Annotated in this window: 20 protein-coding genes and 1 pseudogene; 8 read left to right on the top strand and 13 right to left on the bottom strand. The window is 66.7% G+C overall.

Annotated elements, in window-relative coordinates; genetic code table 11:
* The 4 genes from rsmH to AC1RJ5_RS21830 form a co-directional block, all read right to left on the bottom strand.
* Positions 1-918 (bottom strand): 16S rRNA (cytosine(1402)-N(4))-methyltransferase RsmH, encoded by a 918-nt coding sequence (rsmH, locus tag AC1RJ5_RS21845; protein ID WP_221416629.1) that lies wholly within the window; start codon positions 916-918, stop codon positions 1-3.
* A 32-nt stretch (positions 919-950) separates the two neighbouring features.
* Complete coding sequence (locus tag AC1RJ5_RS21840) at positions 951-1,436, bottom strand: division/cell wall cluster transcriptional repressor MraZ (RefSeq protein WP_269575889.1); 486 nt, start codon at positions 1,434-1,436, stop codon at positions 951-953.
* Between the two features lie 800 nt (positions 1,437-2,236).
* On the bottom strand, positions 2,237-2,545 hold the full coding sequence (locus AC1RJ5_RS21835) for a hypothetical protein (RefSeq protein ID WP_269575890.1): 309 nt from the start codon (positions 2,543-2,545) through the stop codon (positions 2,237-2,239).
* Positions 2,546-2,602: 57 nt separating this feature from the next.
* The gene (locus AC1RJ5_RS21830) at positions 2,603-3,595 is read right to left on the bottom strand and encodes a cysteine synthase A (protein WP_269575891.1); all 993 of its coding nucleotides are present in this window, start codon (positions 3,593-3,595) and stop codon (positions 2,603-2,605) included.
* A 168-nt stretch (positions 3,596-3,763) separates the two neighbouring features.
* On the opposite strand from AC1RJ5_RS21830, the gene AC1RJ5_RS21825 reads away from it, so the two are divergent.
* Together AC1RJ5_RS21825 and AC1RJ5_RS21820 are read left to right on the top strand one after the other, a co-directional pair.
* Positions 3,764-3,967 (top strand): hypothetical protein, encoded by a 204-nt coding sequence (locus AC1RJ5_RS21825; RefSeq protein WP_269575892.1) that lies wholly within the window; start codon positions 3,764-3,766, stop codon positions 3,965-3,967.
* 133 nt (positions 3,968-4,100) lie between these two features.
* Positions 4,101-4,568 (top strand): hypothetical protein, encoded by a 468-nt coding sequence (locus tag AC1RJ5_RS21820; RefSeq protein WP_269575893.1) that lies wholly within the window; start codon positions 4,101-4,103, stop codon positions 4,566-4,568.
* Here AC1RJ5_RS21820 and AC1RJ5_RS21815 read toward each other — a convergent pair.
* Positions 4,565-4,900 (bottom strand): Mpo1-like protein, encoded by a 336-nt coding sequence (locus AC1RJ5_RS21815; RefSeq protein ID WP_493115692.1) that lies wholly within the window; start codon positions 4,898-4,900, stop codon positions 4,565-4,567. The genes AC1RJ5_RS21820 and AC1RJ5_RS21815 overlap by 4 nt on opposite strands.
* A gap of 22 nt (positions 4,901-4,922) precedes the next feature.
* Between AC1RJ5_RS21815 and AC1RJ5_RS21810 the strand changes: the two genes are divergently transcribed.
* On the top strand, positions 4,923-5,420 hold the full coding sequence (locus AC1RJ5_RS21810) for a DNA-deoxyinosine glycosylase (RefSeq protein WP_493115691.1): 498 nt from the start codon (positions 4,923-4,925) through the stop codon (positions 5,418-5,420).
* Positions 5,421-5,436: 16 nt separating this feature from the next.
* Here the strand turns inward: AC1RJ5_RS21810 and AC1RJ5_RS21805 are convergent, their stop codons facing one another.
* Entirely contained in the window at positions 5,437-5,946 is a 510-nt protein-coding gene (locus tag AC1RJ5_RS21805; protein ID WP_493115690.1) for a hypothetical protein, read from the bottom strand.
* Between the two features lie 357 nt (positions 5,947-6,303).
* On the opposite strand from AC1RJ5_RS21805, the gene AC1RJ5_RS21800 reads away from it, so the two are divergent.
* From AC1RJ5_RS21800 to aat, 3 genes are all read left to right on the top strand, one after another.
* Complete coding sequence (locus AC1RJ5_RS21800; protein WP_493115688.1) at positions 6,304-6,684, top strand: hypothetical protein; 381 nt, start codon at positions 6,304-6,306, stop codon at positions 6,682-6,684.
* 86 nt (positions 6,685-6,770) lie between these two features.
* Complete coding sequence (locus tag AC1RJ5_RS21795; RefSeq protein WP_493115687.1) at positions 6,771-7,505, top strand: ParA family protein; 735 nt, start codon at positions 6,771-6,773, stop codon at positions 7,503-7,505.
* Positions 7,502-8,257 carry a leucyl/phenylalanyl-tRNA--protein transferase gene (aat, locus tag AC1RJ5_RS21790; protein WP_342250599.1) on the top strand — a complete coding sequence of 252 codons (756 nt, stop codon included), beginning with the start codon at positions 7,502-7,504 and terminating at the stop codon, positions 8,255-8,257. Before AC1RJ5_RS21795 ends, aat begins: the two co-directional genes overlap by 4 nt.
* 35 nt (positions 8,258-8,292) lie before the next feature.
* On the opposite strand, the pseudogene AC1RJ5_RS21785 reads toward aat, so the two are convergent.
* From AC1RJ5_RS21785 to AC1RJ5_RS21765, 5 genes and pseudogenes are all read right to left on the bottom strand, one after another.
* Positions 8,293-8,526, bottom strand: a pseudogene (locus AC1RJ5_RS21785) (DUF2155 domain-containing protein); the annotation flags it as partial.
* 203 nt (positions 8,527-8,729) lie between these two features.
* Positions 8,730-9,122 carry an NADH:ubiquinone oxidoreductase subunit NDUFA12 gene (locus tag AC1RJ5_RS21780; RefSeq protein WP_184170984.1) on the bottom strand — a complete coding sequence of 131 codons (393 nt, stop codon included), beginning with the start codon at positions 9,120-9,122 and terminating at the stop codon, positions 8,730-8,732.
* A 38-nt stretch (positions 9,123-9,160) separates the two neighbouring features.
* Positions 9,161-9,643, bottom strand: a complete 483-nt coding sequence (locus AC1RJ5_RS21775; RefSeq protein WP_269575899.1) for a DUF192 domain-containing protein — start codon at positions 9,641-9,643, stop codon at positions 9,161-9,163.
* Between the two features lie 13 nt (positions 9,644-9,656).
* Complete coding sequence (locus AC1RJ5_RS21770; protein WP_184170978.1) at positions 9,657-10,241, bottom strand: cold-shock protein; 585 nt, start codon at positions 10,239-10,241, stop codon at positions 9,657-9,659.
* 66 nt (positions 10,242-10,307) lie between these two features.
* Positions 10,308-10,841, bottom strand: coding sequence for a regulatory protein RecX (locus AC1RJ5_RS21765; protein WP_269575900.1), 534 nt, complete (start codon positions 10,839-10,841; stop codon positions 10,308-10,310).
* A 121-nt stretch (positions 10,842-10,962) separates the two neighbouring features.
* Between AC1RJ5_RS21765 and AC1RJ5_RS21760 the strand changes: the two genes are divergently transcribed.
* Positions 10,963-12,735, top strand: coding sequence for a fatty acyl-AMP ligase (locus tag AC1RJ5_RS21760; RefSeq protein ID WP_269575901.1), 1,773 nt, complete (start codon positions 10,963-10,965; stop codon positions 12,733-12,735).
* Between the two features lie 359 nt (positions 12,736-13,094).
* Here the strand turns inward: AC1RJ5_RS21760 and map are convergent, their stop codons facing one another.
* Together map and AC1RJ5_RS21750 are read right to left on the bottom strand one after the other, a co-directional pair.
* The gene (map, locus tag AC1RJ5_RS21755; protein ID WP_269575902.1) at positions 13,095-13,883 is read right to left on the bottom strand and encodes a type I methionyl aminopeptidase; all 789 of its coding nucleotides are present in this window, start codon (positions 13,881-13,883) and stop codon (positions 13,095-13,097) included.
* A complete protein-coding gene (locus tag AC1RJ5_RS21750; RefSeq protein ID WP_342250600.1) occupies positions 13,867-14,091 on the bottom strand; it encodes a ParD-like family protein in 225 nt (74 codons plus the stop codon). Before AC1RJ5_RS21750 ends, map begins: the two co-directional genes overlap by 17 nt.
* A 401-nt stretch (positions 14,092-14,492) precedes the next feature.
* Here AC1RJ5_RS21750 and AC1RJ5_RS21745 point away from each other — a divergent pair, with 401 nt between their 5' ends.
* A complete protein-coding gene (locus tag AC1RJ5_RS21745) occupies positions 14,493-16,856 on the top strand; it encodes a putative bifunctional diguanylate cyclase/phosphodiesterase (RefSeq protein WP_269575903.1) in 2,364 nt (787 codons plus the stop codon).
* Positions 16,857-16,915: the final 59 nt, after the last annotated feature.

The raw sequence follows: 16,915 nt of genomic DNA, 5'->3' as shown, positions 1-16,915 counted from the left end.
TTACGCTACTCCTTCACTGGACCACGGTGCCGCGGCGGTCCGCCGCGCCACGCGCAGCGTCGCCGAACGGGCACGCGGATTACGGGCAACCTCCTCGTCGCTCGGGCGCACGGCCTTGGCGGGAGGTTCGAAACTGGGCGCGGCCACCGGGGCCATTGCCGGGCGATGGCGCGAGCCGGCGGGCTCGCTGCCGCTGCGCTCGCGCAGGAACCGCTTCACCACCCGGTCTTCCAGGCTGTGGAAGGTCACCACCGCCAGCCGGCCGCCGGGCTTGAGCACGCGCTCGGCCGCGGCCAGGCCTTCCGCCAGCTCGTCGAGCTCGCGGTTGATGAAGATGCGCACCGCCTGGAAGGTCCGGGTCGACGGGTCCTTCTTGTCGTGCGGCTTGTGGCCCAGCGCCTTGCGGACGACATTGGCCAGCTCGGTCGTTGTGGTCAGCGGGCGCGCGCGGACGATCGCGCTGGCGACGCGGCGCGAGCGCGGCTCCTCGCCATATTGATAGATCACGTCGGCGATCTCGCCCTCGTCGGCCGAGTTCAGCCATTCCGCCGCGGTCATCCCCTCGCCGGCCATGCGCATGTCGAGCGGCCCTTCCTGCTGGAAGGAGAAGCCGCGCTCGGCCTGGTCGAGCTGCATCGACGATACGCCGATATCCATGGTCACGCCGTCGACGGGCACCAGCCCGCGCCGCTCCAGCTCGCCCTCGAGCTGGCTGAACGGCGCCTCGATCAGCACCAGCCGCCCGCCCGACGCCGCGACGAGGGTTTGGCCGCCTTCGATCGCACGGGGGTCGCGATCGAAGGCGGCCACCTCGGCACCCCGCTCGAGGATGGCGTTGGTGTAGCCGCCTGCGCCGAAGGTGCAGTCGACATGGCGCTCGCCGGGCACGGGGGCGAGGCCGTCGACCACTTCGGTCATCAGCACGGGAATGTGGGGCTCGGTCGGGGAGCTCACAGCGTCACTCCCTTGGCCTGGCACAGATATTCGCAGATCTCGCGCAGCGTGGGGTCCGCGTCGGGATCGTTCATCAGGCGCTCGGGCGCCCAGATGTCGAAGGTTTCGCCGCTGCCGTAGAACAGCGCCCATTTCTGGATGCCGGCCTTCATCTTGAAGAAGGGCGGGATCACGAAGCGGCCGGAATCGTCGAACGGGGCCTTTTCGACCTGGCCGAAGGCGCGGCGCTTGGCGCGCGGGTCGGCGTCCTCGCCACGATCGGCTGCCTGCTGCTCCTTGCGGTCGAGGCGATCATACTTCTCCTTGGACCAGGAGAGGTCATGCGCCGACAGGCACGGATCGTAAGGATGCAGGCCGACGACGATCTGGCGGATGTCGGAATTGCGCTCGGCGGCGGCGCGCAGGTCTGCGGGGATGGCGACGCGACCCTTCTGGTCGACCGCCTGGAGCGCAAATCCCTCGAAGAGCTCCCTGTCCGCCACGCCATTACCCCAATGGGCACGACTTTCCCGCCTCCGGAATCAACCCCCACGGCCGCTCCGGCGCTTTTGAACTGACGGAAAAAGGGCGTGCCCCCTCTTAAGCATTCTTTTTAGCAGAAATGCTCGGGGATTCAACGGGAGAATTGGGGATTGAGCGGGAATTTGCCCCACTCAGCGCCAATTTCAAGCCATGTTTTGCTTAGAATCGTCTTTTGTTCGCTTCTGTTCCGGTAGGTCGCTACGCATAATCCACATCCGCTAGGGGATATTACTGAAAGTGGGGCCCAATCCCGCCGGATCCCGGGAAAACCGCCCAAGTGGCGCGATTTCCCCGTTTTTCCCGCATCCGCCTGGCATGGGGCTCCCCAGGAGCGGCCGGGCGCACATCTTCCGGAAACCGCAGAAATCCTGCGAGTCGCCACGAAAACCTGCGCCGCTTAACCAGTTTCGGCAGGATTCAAGGCGTTTTGCGCGGACGAGGCAAGGAAATTGTGGATAGCGGACGCGCGCCCGTCTCCACTCCACCAGTTCCCCGGCGAAGGCCGGGGCCCAATCTCGGCGCATCAGGTCAGGCGCGAGAACCTCTCGAACCGCCAAGGGGCAAAGCCCTTGCAATGTAGGATTCCGCCTGCTTGCCTCACACCGCCGGGGCGACACCCCGCCGCACCTTTAAACCGTCGAGAGGGAAACACGCGCGGGAACCGCCAAAACCGGTTCCGCGAAAGCGGGATTGCGCACGCCGTCGCCGGGAAGTTCGAATCCCTCCCCCTGCGCGCGCCGTGTCGTGAAATGCAAAAACGCTAGCGCGACTCGCCATTCTGCTGCGGCGCAGCCTCGGCCGGGTCGGTCTTCTCGGTCGTGGTGGTGCTGGGAGCGGCACCCAGTTCGGCGAGCGGCTCGTCCTTGATCTTCTCGCCGAGCGAGTTGCCGACGGCGGTCATGTTGGCCACGACGCTCACATTGGCGCCGCCGATCGCGGAAACAGCCGTGTCCCGCGTGCGCCAGTTACCGATCGCGCTGGCGAGCGCAATCATCACCGCCACAATGGCGAGCCCCGTAAGACCAACGCGCACGCGCTGGATCGTATGGGCGGTATCAGGCGAACCCACGCTCATATCTGTTGCATAAATGTAACGCCGAACTGCCCCGTTGCCAAGACAGGTCGTTCACGCCTCGGCGAGCCACTCCGGCACCGGCAATCCCTTGGCGGTTAACCATTCGGCGTTGTACAGCGTTGAAAGGTAACGGAATCCGGTATCGCACAGGATCGTCGCGATCCGCTTGCCCGGGCCAAGCTCCCTGGCCAGCCGGACGGCGCCGGCCACGTTGATGCCCGAGGACAGGCCAAGGCACAGCCCCTCCTCCTTGAGCAACCGCTCGACCCATTCCAGGCCTTCCTCGTCGGAAATGCGGAACTGCGCATCGATCGGCGCGCCTTCCAGGTTGCCGGTGATCCGCCCCTGGCCGATGCCCTCGGCGACCGAACTGCCCTCGGCCCGAAGCTCGCCGCATTGGTAGTAGTTGTACAGCGCGGCGCCATGCGGGTCGCTCAACGCGATGCACACCTTCTCGTCCTTCGCCTTGAGGCCCAGGCCCACGCCGGCGATCGTGCCGCCGGTACCTGCCGAGCAGGTGAAACCGTCGATCCGGCCATCCATCTGAGCCCAGATCTCCTCGGCGGTGCCGTGGATATGGGCCTTGCGATTGGCGGTGTTGTCGAACTGGTTGGCCCAGATCGCGTTGGCCGTCTCCTCGGCGATGCGCCGCGAGGTGTGGACGAAATGGCCGGGGTTCGAATAGGGCGCCGCCGGCACCAGGACGAGCTCGGCACCGAGCGCGCGCAGCGTGTCCATCTTCTCGCGGCTCTGCGTCTCGGGCATCACGATGATCGTGCGATAGCCCTTGGCATTGGCGACCAGCGCCAGCCCGATGCCGGTGTTGCCGGCCGTACCCTCGACGATGCACCCGCCCGGCTGGATCAGCCCGCGCTCCTCGGCATCGTTGACGATGAACAGCGCAGCGCGATCCTTCACCGAGGCGCCGGGATTGGCGAATTCGCACTTGCCGTAGATGTCGCAGCCAGTGGCCTCGCTCGGCCCCTTCAGGCGCACCAGCGGCGTGTTGCCGATGAGCGCCAGCGTGTCGGATGTCGCATGCATGGCGGCTAGATGGAGGGGATTGGCCGATACCGCAAGCAAGCGCTGGCACATCGCCGCCAAGTCCCGCTTTTACGCCTTTACGAAACGCTTATGCGCCCACGCGAAATTCGTCTCGAAGCTTAACGCACCCCCACCCTATCTCGCGCTCCGTTCACTTGAGGAGTGCATATGGTTTCGCGTTCCGAACATGTCCTGCGCGTCGGCCAGGATACCGAAGGCCACTGGGTCGTGCAGGAGGAGGAAGGCCAGCTCGAAGGGCTGTTCCGCTCCCGCGACGCGGCGATCCGCTTCGCCCTGTCAGAGTGCCGCGCCTTTCCCGGCGCCCGCATGGTGCTCGCCACCACCCCGCTTCACTCGATCCTGTCGCACTGATGCATGACCGCCTTGCTCGCGCTCGCCTGCGCGCTGCTCGTCCGGCTTCCGGTGAACGACACGCCCCATCCCACCGCCGGATTCAGGGATCCCTGTCGCTGAGGACCCCCATGAATTCCCAGGAGAAGAAACAATGACTGCCACCCAATTCTCGCTCGGCGGGCTGCTGCGCCGCGCCGGCCTGTCGACCGAACCTGGAGGATCGCGACACGGCCCCTGCGACGCGCGGATCGCGAAAGCGCTGCTCGAATTCCGCAACCATGGCCACCGCTCGGTCCGCATGCTCGACCTCGACTGCGCCGATGGCGGCCGCCTCCTTCGCGCCGCTACCAAGGCGCGCGAACTGGGTTTCGTCTCGATCGAAGGCCGCGGCGTGTCGCTCTGGACCGCCGGCATTCGCCACGCCCGCTGGCAGGCCGAGACCGACGCCCACCCCTCCACCGAGCTGCATTTCGAGATCGCCGAGCCCATCGCCGCGCTCGCCTCCGAGCATGACGGCGCCGCCGACCTGATCTTCCTGTCCGAACCGATGCCCTATCCGTGCAGCCCGCTGGGCGGTGCGCTGGCGCGTCTTGGCGGCAGGGTGCTGGCGGAGGGCTAGGCCGTCGCCACGCCCGCCCGGGCGAGATGCGCGTCGAGCCGGCCGCCGAACCACAGGAAGAACATCCAATAGTCCGAGACCAGCGACCAGAGCGGATAGGTGAAGGTCGCCGGCCGGTTCTTCTCGACGCCGAAATGTGCCGCCCAGGCAAAGCCATAGCCCGCCAGCGGGATCGCCAGCCACCACCACCAGCCCGCGCCGCCCAGCGCGAGCAGCAGGAACCACAGGGTCAGGATCGTGCCGACATAGTGCATGCCCCGCGTCCACGGCTTCCCATGCTCGCGCAGATAGAAGGGCCAGAATTCGCGATAGGTGGTGATGGTGCCTGCCATGACGTCAGGCTAACGCGGCTTGATGGATCCGCGCAAGCACAGCTTCCCGCCCATGGTCGACGCCTGCACCCGCCTGCTCGTCCTCGGCTCGCTCCCCGGGGAGCGCTCGCTGGCCGAACAGCGTTATTATGCCCATCCGCAGAACCAGTTCTGGCGCCTGATCTCCCCCGCGGCGGGGCGCGACCTGGCTGCGCTGGACTATCCCGACCGCCTCACCGCGCTGCTCGACGCGCATATCGGCCTGTGGGACGTGGTTGCCAGCGCGCGGCGCACCGGCAGCACCGATGCCGCACTGCGCGATGTCGAAGGGCATGACATCGCCGCCCTCGCCGCCACCCTGCCCGATCTGCGCGCCATCGCGTTCAACGGCGGGACCGCATTCCGCACCGGATCGAAGCAGCTTGGCGCCGTGGCCGCACGCTACACGATCGTCGCCCTGCCCTCGTCGAGCCCGCTCCACACGATCGGCTTCGAAAAGAAGCTCCCGCATTGGGAGGCGCTGAAGCCGCTGCTCGCCTGATGGGTCGCTCAAAGGCTCAGTGCGCATTCCCCGCATCGTCCGCGGCCTTGTCCGCCGACGCGTTCCCGGCATCGGATGCCGAATTCAGCCCGTCCACCGGCCGCACGCCCGCGCAGCCGTGGAAGACCTTGTCGGCGATCTTCAGCTCCGCGGTCAGCGGGCGCTCGATCACCGGCTCCCCACCTTCGGTGCAGCGCGCATTGGTGAAGGTGATCGTTACCGGCTGGCCGAGCGTATCCTTGGTCTGCCATACGGCCTTGTCATCGCGCACCTGTGGCGAGACCGGATAGAATTGCGAGACATCGCCTTCGCTCCCGCGCCCGGCAAAGCGCGTGAGGGTGATCGATCCCGGGGCGACTTCCAGCGACCAGGTCAGGGCATTGTCGGTCGCGCGCAGCGGCTTGTTGAGGAACACATCGCCAAGATGCGCCCCCCTTGGGCTCGGCGCAGCCTTGGGCTCCTCCGCCTTTTCCGTCGATCCGCAGGCCGCCAGCATGAGCAGCGCGGCAATGGCGAGTGCGCGCATTGATCATTCTCCCTCGCCGCGACCCTGCGCAGGGCGCCTGCGGTGGTCAAGCCATGGAGCGCCGCCAGGTCTTGGTCTTGGTTGCCGCATCCGGGTCGACTCGACGGCCCCTATTAACCAGAAATCGGCTGCGATACTTGCCCGCCAATGCGCTGCATGGCGGCAGAATCGACCGTACAGGCACAAAGATCGCTTTTGGACGTATTCCGGAAATGAGTGAATTCCATGAATGACATCGGTGTCTGCCATGACTTCGCAACATTACGGATGTCATGTCGCAGCGCACAATCGATATGTAACTCTATATCACGAATCGCTTGACGATTCTTGCATGGTGAACGAAAGCTCCAGTCCGTTATGAAGAAAGCCCCCTTTTTTGCCGCCGCCGCAGTGCTCCTTTCGCTCGCTGCCTGTGAGAACAAGCCCGAGGAAGTCTCTGGCACCGCTCCAGATCCCCAGGCTGAAGCCCTGAAGAACGCCCCCAAGGTCGAGCTGCCGCCGTCGATCGAGGCCTCGGTCTCGATGCGCTGCAAGGACAACAGCGTCGTGTTCGCCGACTTCTATCAGGGCGCCAAGATGGTCCTGATCAAGGAAACCAAGGACGGCCCGGGCACCCTGCTCAAGGCGCCGGAAGCCGGCCAGCCCTTCGTCGCCGACGGCGGCTACAAGGTCATCGGTACCTCGAAGAACGCCACGATCGAAGTTCCCGGCAAGGGCTCGCGCGCCTGCCACGCCTGATCGCGGCATCCAGTGTTTCATCAAGGGCCGGCGGGCATTCCCGCCGGCCCTTTTTCATGCAAGGCTAGCCGCAAGAGGAGAGCGCATTGGCGACGGTGGCGATCTACAGCCTGAAGGGCGGCGTCGGGAAAACGACGCTTGCCGTGAACCTGGCCTGGGCATCGGCCACATTGTCGGCCCGGCGCACGCTGCTCTGGGATCTCGATCCGCAGGCCGCCTCGACCTATCTCGTCGAGCCCGAGGGCAAGACCCGCGACCAGGCGCAGGCGATCTTCACCAAGGATATCGCCCCCACCAAGCTGGTCCAGCATACCGGCATTGAGCGGCTCGACCTGATCGGCGCCGACACTTCGCTGCGCGGCCTCGACCTCACCTTCCACGAGCTCGACAAGAAGAAGCGGCTGGCCAAGCTGCTGGGCGAGCTGGACAAGGCCTATGACCGGGTGCTGCTCGATTGCCCGCCGGGACTGACCGAGACCAGCGAGCAGGTGATGCGCGCCGCCGACCTGATCGTCGTGCCGGTGATCCCCTCCCCGCTTTCCACCCGCGCCTTCGAGGAAGTCTCGGCGCACCTCGCGCGTAAGGGCGGCAAGGTGTCGCTGATGCCGGTGCATTCGATGGTCGATCGCCGGCGCAAGCTGCATGTCGAGGCCGTCGCGGCGCATCCCGACTGGCCGGTGATCCCGATGGCGAGCATCGTCGAATCGATGAGCGTGCACCGCGCCGCGGTGGGCAGCTTCGCGCCGCGCAGTCCGGGCGCCCAGGCCTTTGCCGCGCTGTGGCAAGCGATCGAGCGCCGGCTCACGGGCAAGAAGCGTTGAGCCGCGCCCAGCCGCCACAACAGGAACTCGACCCCGACCTGGTGCTGCGCGCCTATGCCATGGGCGTGTTCCCGATGGCCGATCACCGCACCGCCGCCACCGTCTATTGGGTCGAACCCAAGCTGCGCGGGGTGCTGCCGCTCGACGGCTTCCACTTCTCGCGCTCGCTCCGCAAGGTCATCCAGTCAGGCCGCTTCCGGCTGACCGTGGACACCGCGTTCGAGCGAATCATCCGGCTCTGCGCCGAAAGCGCCGCCGATCGGCCCGATACCTGGATCAACGGCCCGATCGAGCGCGTCTTCCTCGAGCTGCACCGTCGCGGCTTCGCCCATTCGGTGGAATGCTGGGACGGCGACACGCTCGCCGGAGGCCTCTACGGCCTGGCGCTCGGCCGGGCCTTCTTCGGCGAATCGATGGTCACGCGCGTACCCAACGCATCCAAGGTCGCCTTCGCGCACCTTGTCGCCCGGCTGGCGGCCGGCGGGTTCACCCTGTTGGATTGCCAGTTCATCACCGAGCATCTCTCGACGCTCGGCGCGATCGAGATCCCGCGTGACGATTATGTCGCGTTGCTGGGCGCAGCGCTCGGCGATTCGGCCGCGGGGCTCTCAACGGGTGCGCCTTCGGTCGATGGCGACTTCTTCGCGCTCGATGCGTTGCCCGATCCGCTGCCGCCCGCGGCCGGAGCCGGCACCGTGTCCGGCCCGCTATCGCGGAAAGTCATCGCGCAGCTCTTGGGCCAGACATCGTAGATCGGGTGCTGGACGACGTTGAGCGCCGGGCGCTCGGCGAACAGCCAGCCCGAATGGACGCGGTGCCATTTCTTGTCGACTTCGAGCACATCCACCTGGACGAACGCGCCGGTGAGCTGGTCCGCTTCCCAGGGCGCGGTCTTGTCGCAGGCCCTGAGGCGGACGATCACATCGCCGATGCGCACGGCCTGGCCGGGCTTGAGCTTGAACTCGCGCGCCTCGCCATTGCGCTTGTTGAGGATGCCGAGCACCGCGACGCGGTCCTTCATCGGCGTCGCCGAGGCATCCTCTATCGCCTTGCCGTCACGATCGACCGTGATCACGTCCGCAGGCTGGCCGCCCGAGTCGCGACCGCCAGTCGTGACGATCTCGTCGGAGGCGGTGTTCTTGGTGGCATCCTTGCCGCCCCCGCCCGAGCATGCGCCGAGGGCGAGCAGCAGCCCGGCCGCGACGGCTCCAGCGGGGCGACGCATCATGCGCCGGGGGTCCAGGCCTCGTAGTCGCCGGTGGCGCGGGCACGATGGCCGCCCTTTTCCAGCGCGCCGCTCGGGCGATAGGCGAGCTGCGAACCGGTCAGGTTCACTTCGCCGGGAATTTCCCATGCCTTGGGTGCCGGCAGTGCCTGGTCGGGCACCGAATCGATCTGGTGGTGGAGCCAGCTGAACCATTCCGGCGGCACGCGGCTCGCATCGTTCGAGCCGTTATAGATCACCCAGCGGCGCGTGATGCCGTTGGGGTCCTTGCCGCCCTCATAATAGAGGTTGCCCATATGGTCTTCGCCGACCTGCGTCTTGCTGCGCAGAGCGATCCAGGTGCCGAAGGTGGCGCCGTTCCACCAGGTGAAGGGATTGAGATTGAGGCCCATGGGCGCGGATTAGCGAGGAGCGCGGGGCGAGGCAATGCTTACTGCTTCGCCCAATGCACCTTGTCGCCCGCCTTGATGCCCAGTTTTGCCGAAACGCCGGCATTGATCTCGAGCACGGCGGCCACCGGCTCGCCCGATTTCACATTGTCCTCGGAGAAGGGCACCGCATTCTCGCCGATCCGGGCGATGCTGCCGTCGGCGCGGATGAAGATGATGTCGAGCGCGGTCGGCGTGTTCTTCATCCAGAAGCTCGCCTCGCGCGGCTCGCCCTCGGCCGGATAGGGCGTGAAGATCATCCCGCCGTCCTGCGGGATGTTGGTGCGGAACATCAGCCCCCGCTCCTGCTCGGCCGAAGTCCTCGCCACTTCGACATGGAAGACATGCGGGCCATTGGCGCTCTCGACGATGACATCGATCTTCTTCGCCGCCTGAACTGCCGCGGGGCCGGTCTCCGCCGCTCCCTGGCAGGCACCCGAGACAAGCAACACCGAAGCGGCGAGCGCCGCTCCCAACCCACGCATGCACTTCATCTGACTAGCTGGTCCTTTCGACCGCCACGGCAAGCGGCCCTTTTTCGCCATCGACGATGCGTGCGCTGAGCGGCTGGCCGGGTTCGACCTCCTCGATATCAGCACGGCGCAGCGTCTCCATATGGACGAATATATCGGCCGAGTCGGACCCGCGCACCAGGAATCCATAGCCCTTGAGGCGATTGAACCACTTCACCTCCACCGGCTCGAACGGCCCGGCGGTCTCGATCAGCTTCACCCGGTCGGTGCGCTCGGCCGGGCGCTTGGGCGCCTCGACCGCTTCGCTCAGGTCGATGGAGATGATCTCGCGCGCCTGCAGCCCCCGCTGGCGCTTCACGGCAGTGCACTCGACCCGAGCCCCCTCGGGCAGCGAGCGCCGGCCATGTTCCTGAAGCACGGTGAAATGGATAAGAATGTCGCCCACGGCGGCATCATCGGCCACTAGAAAGCCGAACCCCCGCGTAACGTCGAACCATTTCACGACACCGGCAAAGACCTGACCTTCGTCCATCCGGTCCCCGCCAATTCCCCCGTTTTCGTCCGGCGTGTCAGTATAGTCCTTCTGCGCAACCTGTTGGTCAGCACGCATTTTCCTGTCCCCCGAAGGACGTCATTAACATAGTATTTTCCATAAATGGAATTGCCTTTGTGCGATTCATTTCCGGAGTGTGTCTTCCGGGTCATCCCCCGGGGCCATGCGGACGATCGCGCGAGCCAGCCCGGGCGAATGGCCGGCCCGGATCATCGCCGCCATCTGCTTTTCCTGGAGCGGCCGATCGGCCAGTTCCCGGCCATAGGGGCCAATCCGCTTGCGCCGCGCGAACGTGATCGCGCTCGAGACGCCGTCCGCCTCTATCGCGGGCGCCAGCGCCTCGGCATCCTCGGCCTCCACCCCGGCAAAGCGCAGCGCCTCCCGCACCCTGCGCGCGCCCAGGCCGCGCCGCGCCATCGATCCCGCCTTCGATTCGGCATAGAGCCTGTCATTGACATAACCGAGTTCGGCCATCCGCTCTGCCAGCCCTTCCGGATCGGGCGATTTTTCTCCGTCCCAGCCCCGCTCACGCAGCTTTCGGGACAGGTACGCCGTCAGTTTAGCTCTTGTCGTAGCGTAACGTTCGACATAGCGGAGCGCGAAACGCTCCAGATCGGCGCTATTCAGCGGTGGCAGGGGGCGTCTCGGGTCAGGCATGCGCCATGATTGTGCCACAGTGGCAACCGATTTTGAACGATAGTGCGTAGCAGAGGCTAGCCTCAAAAAAAATGTCGTGGGGGCACGACGTTGGCTACCACGCAGGGGCACGGAATAAAGAATGGTATTGGACGTTACGGGATCGCTAGAGGCAGAAAAGGAAGCGGGAACGCTCGCGCCTACGCCTACCGATGACAGCCTGCCGCGTCGCCTTGCGGATTTCGATACGCTGGGCGATGCGCTCGATTACGCTGCTCAGGGCGTACGTGGGCTCAACTTCCACGATGCGCGCGGCAACCTCGTGCGCCCCTATCCCTTCGCGGAGCTTCGCGAGGATGCGCTGAAGCAGGCCCATCGCCTGATCGCCGCGGGCGTGAAGCCCGAGGATCGCATCGCGCTGATCGCGGAGACGGGCGCCGAATTCGCCTCGCTCTTCTTCGGCGTGGTCTATGCCGGCGCCTGGCCGGTGCCGCTGCCGCTGCCGACCAGCTTCGGCGGCGCCCAGTCTTACATCGACCAGCTGACCGTCCAGCTGCAGAGCTGCGATCCCTCGATGCTGCTCTACCCGCCCGAGATCGGCGCGATGTGCGCCGAGGCGGCGCGCGGCCGCAACGTGCCGGGCGTCGACTGGTCCGAGTTCGTCCAGCGCGACGCGGTGCCGGTGGAACTGCCCGAGGCGAAGACCAGCGACATCGCCTATCTCCAATATTCGAGCGGTTCGACCCGCTTCCCGCACGGTGTGGTCATCACCCACCATGCGCTGCTCAACAACCTGGCGGCGCACAGCCACGGCATGAACGTGACCGATGGCGACCGCTGCGTCTCGTGGCTGCCCTGGTACCATGACATGGGCCTGGTCGGCTGCCTGCTCTCGGTCGTCGCCAACCAGGTTTCGACCGACTATCTCAAGACCGAGGACTTCGCCCGGCGCCCGCTCGCCTGGCTCGACCTCATCAGCCGCAACCCGGGCAACACGCTCAGCTATTCGCCGACCTTCGGCTATGACATCTGCGCCCGCCGCATGTCGAGCCAGACCAAGGCGAGCGAGCGCTTCGACCTGAGCCGCTGGCGCGTCGCCGGGAACGGCGCCGACATGATCCGCCCCGACGTGATGCAGTCGTTCGTCGACGCGTTCGCCGATGCGGGCTTCAAGGCGACTGCCTTCCTGCCGAGCTACGGCCTGGCGGAAGCCACCCTCGCCGTGTCGATCATGCCGCCGGGCGAAGGCATCATGGTCGAGCTGGTCGAAGAGACCCAGCTTTCGGGTGGCGAAGTCGCTCGCGGCGACCGCCCGCAGCGTTTCCGCGCCATCGTCAATTGCGGCGTTCCGGCGCGCGACATGACGATCGAAATCCGCGAGGAGGACGGTACGCCGTTGCCCGAGAAGGCGATCGGCAAGGTCTGGTGCAAGGGCCCGTCGGTCATGGTCGGCTATTTCCGCGACCAGGAAGCGACCGATGCCTGCCTCAAGGACGGCTGGCTGGATACCGGCGACATGGGCTACATGTCGGACGGCTATATCTATATCGTTGGCCGCGCCAAGGACATGATCATCATCAACGGCAAGAACCACTGGCCCCAGGATATCGAATGGGCCGTGGAGCAGCTGCCGGCGTTCAAGCAGGGCGACGTGGCCGCCTTCGCGATCACCACCCCGGGCGGCGAAGAGACGCCTGCGGTGCTGGTCCAGTGCCGCACCTCGGACGAAGCCGAGCGCCTGCGCCTGCGCGACGAGATCCGCGAGCGCGTCCGCTCGGTGACGGGCATGAACTGCGTGATCGAGCTCGTGCCGCCGCGCACCCTGCCGCGCACCAGCTCGGGCAAGCTCAGCCGCGCCAAGGCCCGCAACCTCTACCTCAACGGCGAGATCAAGCCCTACGCGCTCGCCGCCTGATTTTGCAGATCACGACACGGGCCGCGCAGGGCGAGGGATTCGAACCCTCGACCGGCGGCTGGTGGAATCAGGGTTCGGGAAGCCGCTTCCGGGCGGTTTCCGCGGAATAGCCGGTTGACGGGGTCAAGGAGCGGCCGGTGGTTCGCCCGGCTGCGTGAGCCAAGCAGGCGAAATCCTACATTGCAAGGCAGCACGCGGCACACAGCGCGTCATCCCCGCGAAGGCGGGGATCCATTCTGGCTGGTTGAGATGAGTCTCACTGCGTTCAGCGGCAATGGATCCCCGCCTTCGCGGGGATGACGGGGGTTTGGGGATGACGGGGATAGAGCGGGATGACAGGGATAGAGTTGCCCCTTCCCCTACGCCGCGCGCCGCATCCGTTCGAACACGCCGCGCTCGTCCGGGCGCAGGGTTAGGACCTGGACGCCGGTCGCGGTCACCGCGACGGTGTGCTCGAACTGGGCGGAGAGCGAGCCGTCCTGGGTCACCACGGTCCAGCCATCGGCCTCCGTCCGCACCCCGCGACGGCCGCGGTTGAGCATCGGCTCGATCGTGAACACCATGCCCTCGCGCAGCATCATGCCGGTGCCCGGCTTGCCGAAATGGAGGATCTGCGGCTCCTCATGCATCTCGCGGCCGATGCCGTGGCCGCAATATTCGCGGACCACCGAATAGCCGTTCCGCTTGGCATGGCGCTCGATCGCCCAGCCGATATCGCCGAGCCGCGCGCCGGGGCGGACGGTGCGGATGCCGTGCCACATCGCCTCATAGGTCGCCTGGACCAGCCGCCGGGCGGCCGGCGCGACCTCGCCGATCAGATAGGTCTTGCTCGAATCGGCGATGAACCCGTTCTTCTCCAGCGTGATGTCGAGATTGACGATATCGCCGTCGCGCAGGACGTCGGCCTCCGACGGCACGCCGTGGCAGACCACCTGGTTGACCGAGCTGTTGAGCACATAGCCATAGCCGTACTGGCCCTTGCTCGCCGGCCGGGCCTGGAGGTCCTCGGTGATGAACCGCTCGACCAGCGCGTCGATCTCGAGCGTCGACATGCCGGCGAGCACGGTGCGATCGAGCATCTCGAACACCGAGGCCAGCAGACGGCCGGATTCGGCCATCAGCGCCAGTTCCTCAGGCTGCTTCGTCATGCCGCACCACTGCCAGCGGTTGGGGAGAGACGCCCGCGGCACGCAGCTCGCGCTCGACGATCTCGTTGAAGCTCAGCGTCGGGTTGGTCTCGCACAACATGCCGATCTTGATCCAGAAGGCCGCCTGCGCGTTGATCGACCGGCAGCCGACCTTGCTCGCGCGGCGGAGCTGGTCGTGCAGGTCTTCCTCGATGTTCACGATGCCCATTTGGAGAGGTCCGTATATGATTCGTATATGATTCGTATATGGATCATGTGGTGCTTGGCCAAGCCCCCTTCTCACTCCCCTCCCTGCAAGGGAGGGGTTGGGGGTGGGTGGCGAGCGGAGCGAGCTCGGCGCGACGGTGCGGAAAGAAGAAAAGGCCGGGCATCGAGCCCGCCCTCTTCTAACCCACCCCTAGCCCCTCCCTTGCAGGGAGGGGAATCCAGGCTCGTGACGGTTTGTGGCGACGGCGTTCGTGAGGTTTCCCGCGCCTTCGAGGGTTCGTTGCGACTGGGCCCCGGCCTTCGCCGGGGAACCGGCGGAAGAATTGGATTGGCCGCAGGAAATTCCCCTTCCCCCGCCCCACCCTAACCACTCGTCAACCAACGCCGGGTTACCGTGGCCGGGTGACTAGCCAGACGACCTCCCAATTCGCCCGGCCGCGCATCGATGCGCGTGCGCTTCTGGGCCTGTACGACCCGGCGGACACGACCGACTGGGGGCCGATCCGTGCCGCCCAGCTCCATGCGGGCAGCCAGCTGGCGCTGTTCATGCTCGCTGCGAATGTGATCGGCGCGTCGCTGGTCACCATGATCCTGGCGCCGCTGGTGCCGCTGTGGCAGCTCGCCGGGTGGAGCGCGCTGGTCGCCGCCGCCGGTGCCGCCGTCGCCTTCCGCCGGCTGGCCCGCCGCCACCGCGAGGCGGTGACCGCATCGCTGGGCGATGTGCGCGACACGCTGTTCGACGGGATCGCGCTGGGCGCGGTCTGGTCGATCCCGCCGCTCGCCTTCGGCCATCTGGTCGATGCCAGCGCCGCGCTGGGCCTGTGGATCGTGCTGTCGCTGCTGATGACCGCCAGCGCCGTGGCAATGGCCGCGCTGCCGATGGCCACGATCACCTTCGTCTCGATCACCGGCGCCGCGCTGGTGACGACGCTGTCGCTGATCGCCTCGCCGATGCTGGCCGCCGCTTCCGCGCTGTTCACCGTGCTGCTGGTGATGGCCACCTTCGCGCGCGGCAAGGCGCTGGTGGTGATCCGCGCCGGCGAGATCGCGATCGCCGACCGCGACGAGACGCTGAGCCTGCTGCTGCGCGAGACCGAGCGCGAGGGCGAGGCCGACTGGCTGTGGGAAATCGATGCGCAGCGCCGCGTGGCGCGCGCCAATCCGCGCTTCTCCAAGTCGCTGGGGGTCGATCCCAAGGCGATCAACGGCATGCCCTTCCTGCAGGTGCTGGCGGGCCCGAGCTGGGAAGACGGCAATTTCGCACCCGGCCTGCGCGAGCTCGCCGAGCGGCTGAAGACCCGCGAGCCGTTCCATGACCTGCTGCTGCCGGTGCTGGTGAGCGGCGAGGAGCGCTGGTGGGAAATGTCCGCCAGTCCGCGCTTCGACGAAAGCGGCAGCTTCATCGGCTTCCGCGGCGTCGGCTCGGACGTGACCGAGGCGCGCAAGTCGGCCGACCAGATCAGCAAGATGGCGCGCTTCGACACGCTGACCGGGCTGCCCAATCGCCTGCTGCTCAACGAGACGCTGGCGCGGGCGATGGCCGAGGCCGAGAAATGGGGATCGCGTTGCGCCTTCATGATGATCGACCTCGATCGCTTCAAGGCGGTGAACGACACGCTGGGCCACCCGGTGGGCGACCGGCTGCTGATGCGCGTTTCCGAACGGCTCAAGCAGCTGATGAGCGACAACGAGATGGTCGGGCGGCTGGGCGGCGACGAGTTCGCCGTGGTGGTGCGCGACGCGACCGATACGGCGGGCATCGAGCGGCTGGCCCAGGCGATCATCGACACGGTCTCGCGCCCCTATGAGATCGACCAGAACACGCTGTTCATCGGCGCCTCGGTCGGCCTCGCGGTCGGCCCGCGCGACGGGCGCACCGCCGAGATGCTGATCCGCTCGGCCGATCTGGCGCTCTATCGCTCCAAGGACAGCGGCGGCGGCGCCTATCACAGCTATGAGCCGCAGCTGCACATGGCCGCCGAGGAGCGCCGCGTGCTCGAGATCGCGCTGCGCAGCGCGGTCGAGAATGGCGAGATGCACCTCAACTACCAGCCGGTGGTGCTGGCCGACAACGGCACGCTGCGCGGCTTCGAGGCGCTGCTGCGCTGGACGCATCCCGAGTTCGGCGTGGTCTCTCCCGCCAAGTTCGTGCCGCTGGCCGAGGATGCCCGGCTGATCCCGGCGATCGGCGAATGGGTGCTGCGTACCGCCTGCCAGGAAGCGGCCAAGTGGGATTCGGATATCCGCGTGGCGGTGAACGTCAGCCCCGAGCAGCTCCACTCGCCGGCCTTCGCCACGATGGTGGCGCAGGCGCTGGCCCAATCGGGCCTGCCGGCCGAGCGGCTGGAGCTGGAAGTGACCGAAAGCGTGTTCATGCGCGAGGGCACCCAGGCGATCCATGTGCTCGAGAAGGTGCTGGAGCTGGGCGTGAAGCTGAGCCTGGACGATTTCGGCACCGGCTATTCCTCGCTCGGCTATCTGGCGCACACCCGGTTCAGCACGATCAAGATCGACCGCAGCTTCGTGCAGGGCGCGTCCAAGGGCACCAAGGAAGCGATCGCGATCATCCGCGCGGTGGTGGCGCTGGCCGACAGCCTGGGCATGGCGACCACGGCCGAGGGCGTGGAGACCGAGGAGGAGCACCACATGGTCCAGCGGCTCGGCTGCACCAAGGTGCAGGGCTATTATTTCGGCCGCCCGCTGCCCGTGCAGGAAGCACGCGCGCTGGCGACCCGGGCCAGCAGCGGCGAGACGGCGGCGGCCTGAGCCACTGGCGACCCGGGCGGCGACACCCGATTGCACCTCCCGGTTCGCGCCACAGCCCT

This window comes from Sphingomonas sp. GW822-FHT03G08 (assembly GCF_058801135.1).
The sequence above is the reverse complement of the archived record's forward strand: the minus strand, read 5'-3'. Positions and strand labels throughout refer to the sequence as shown.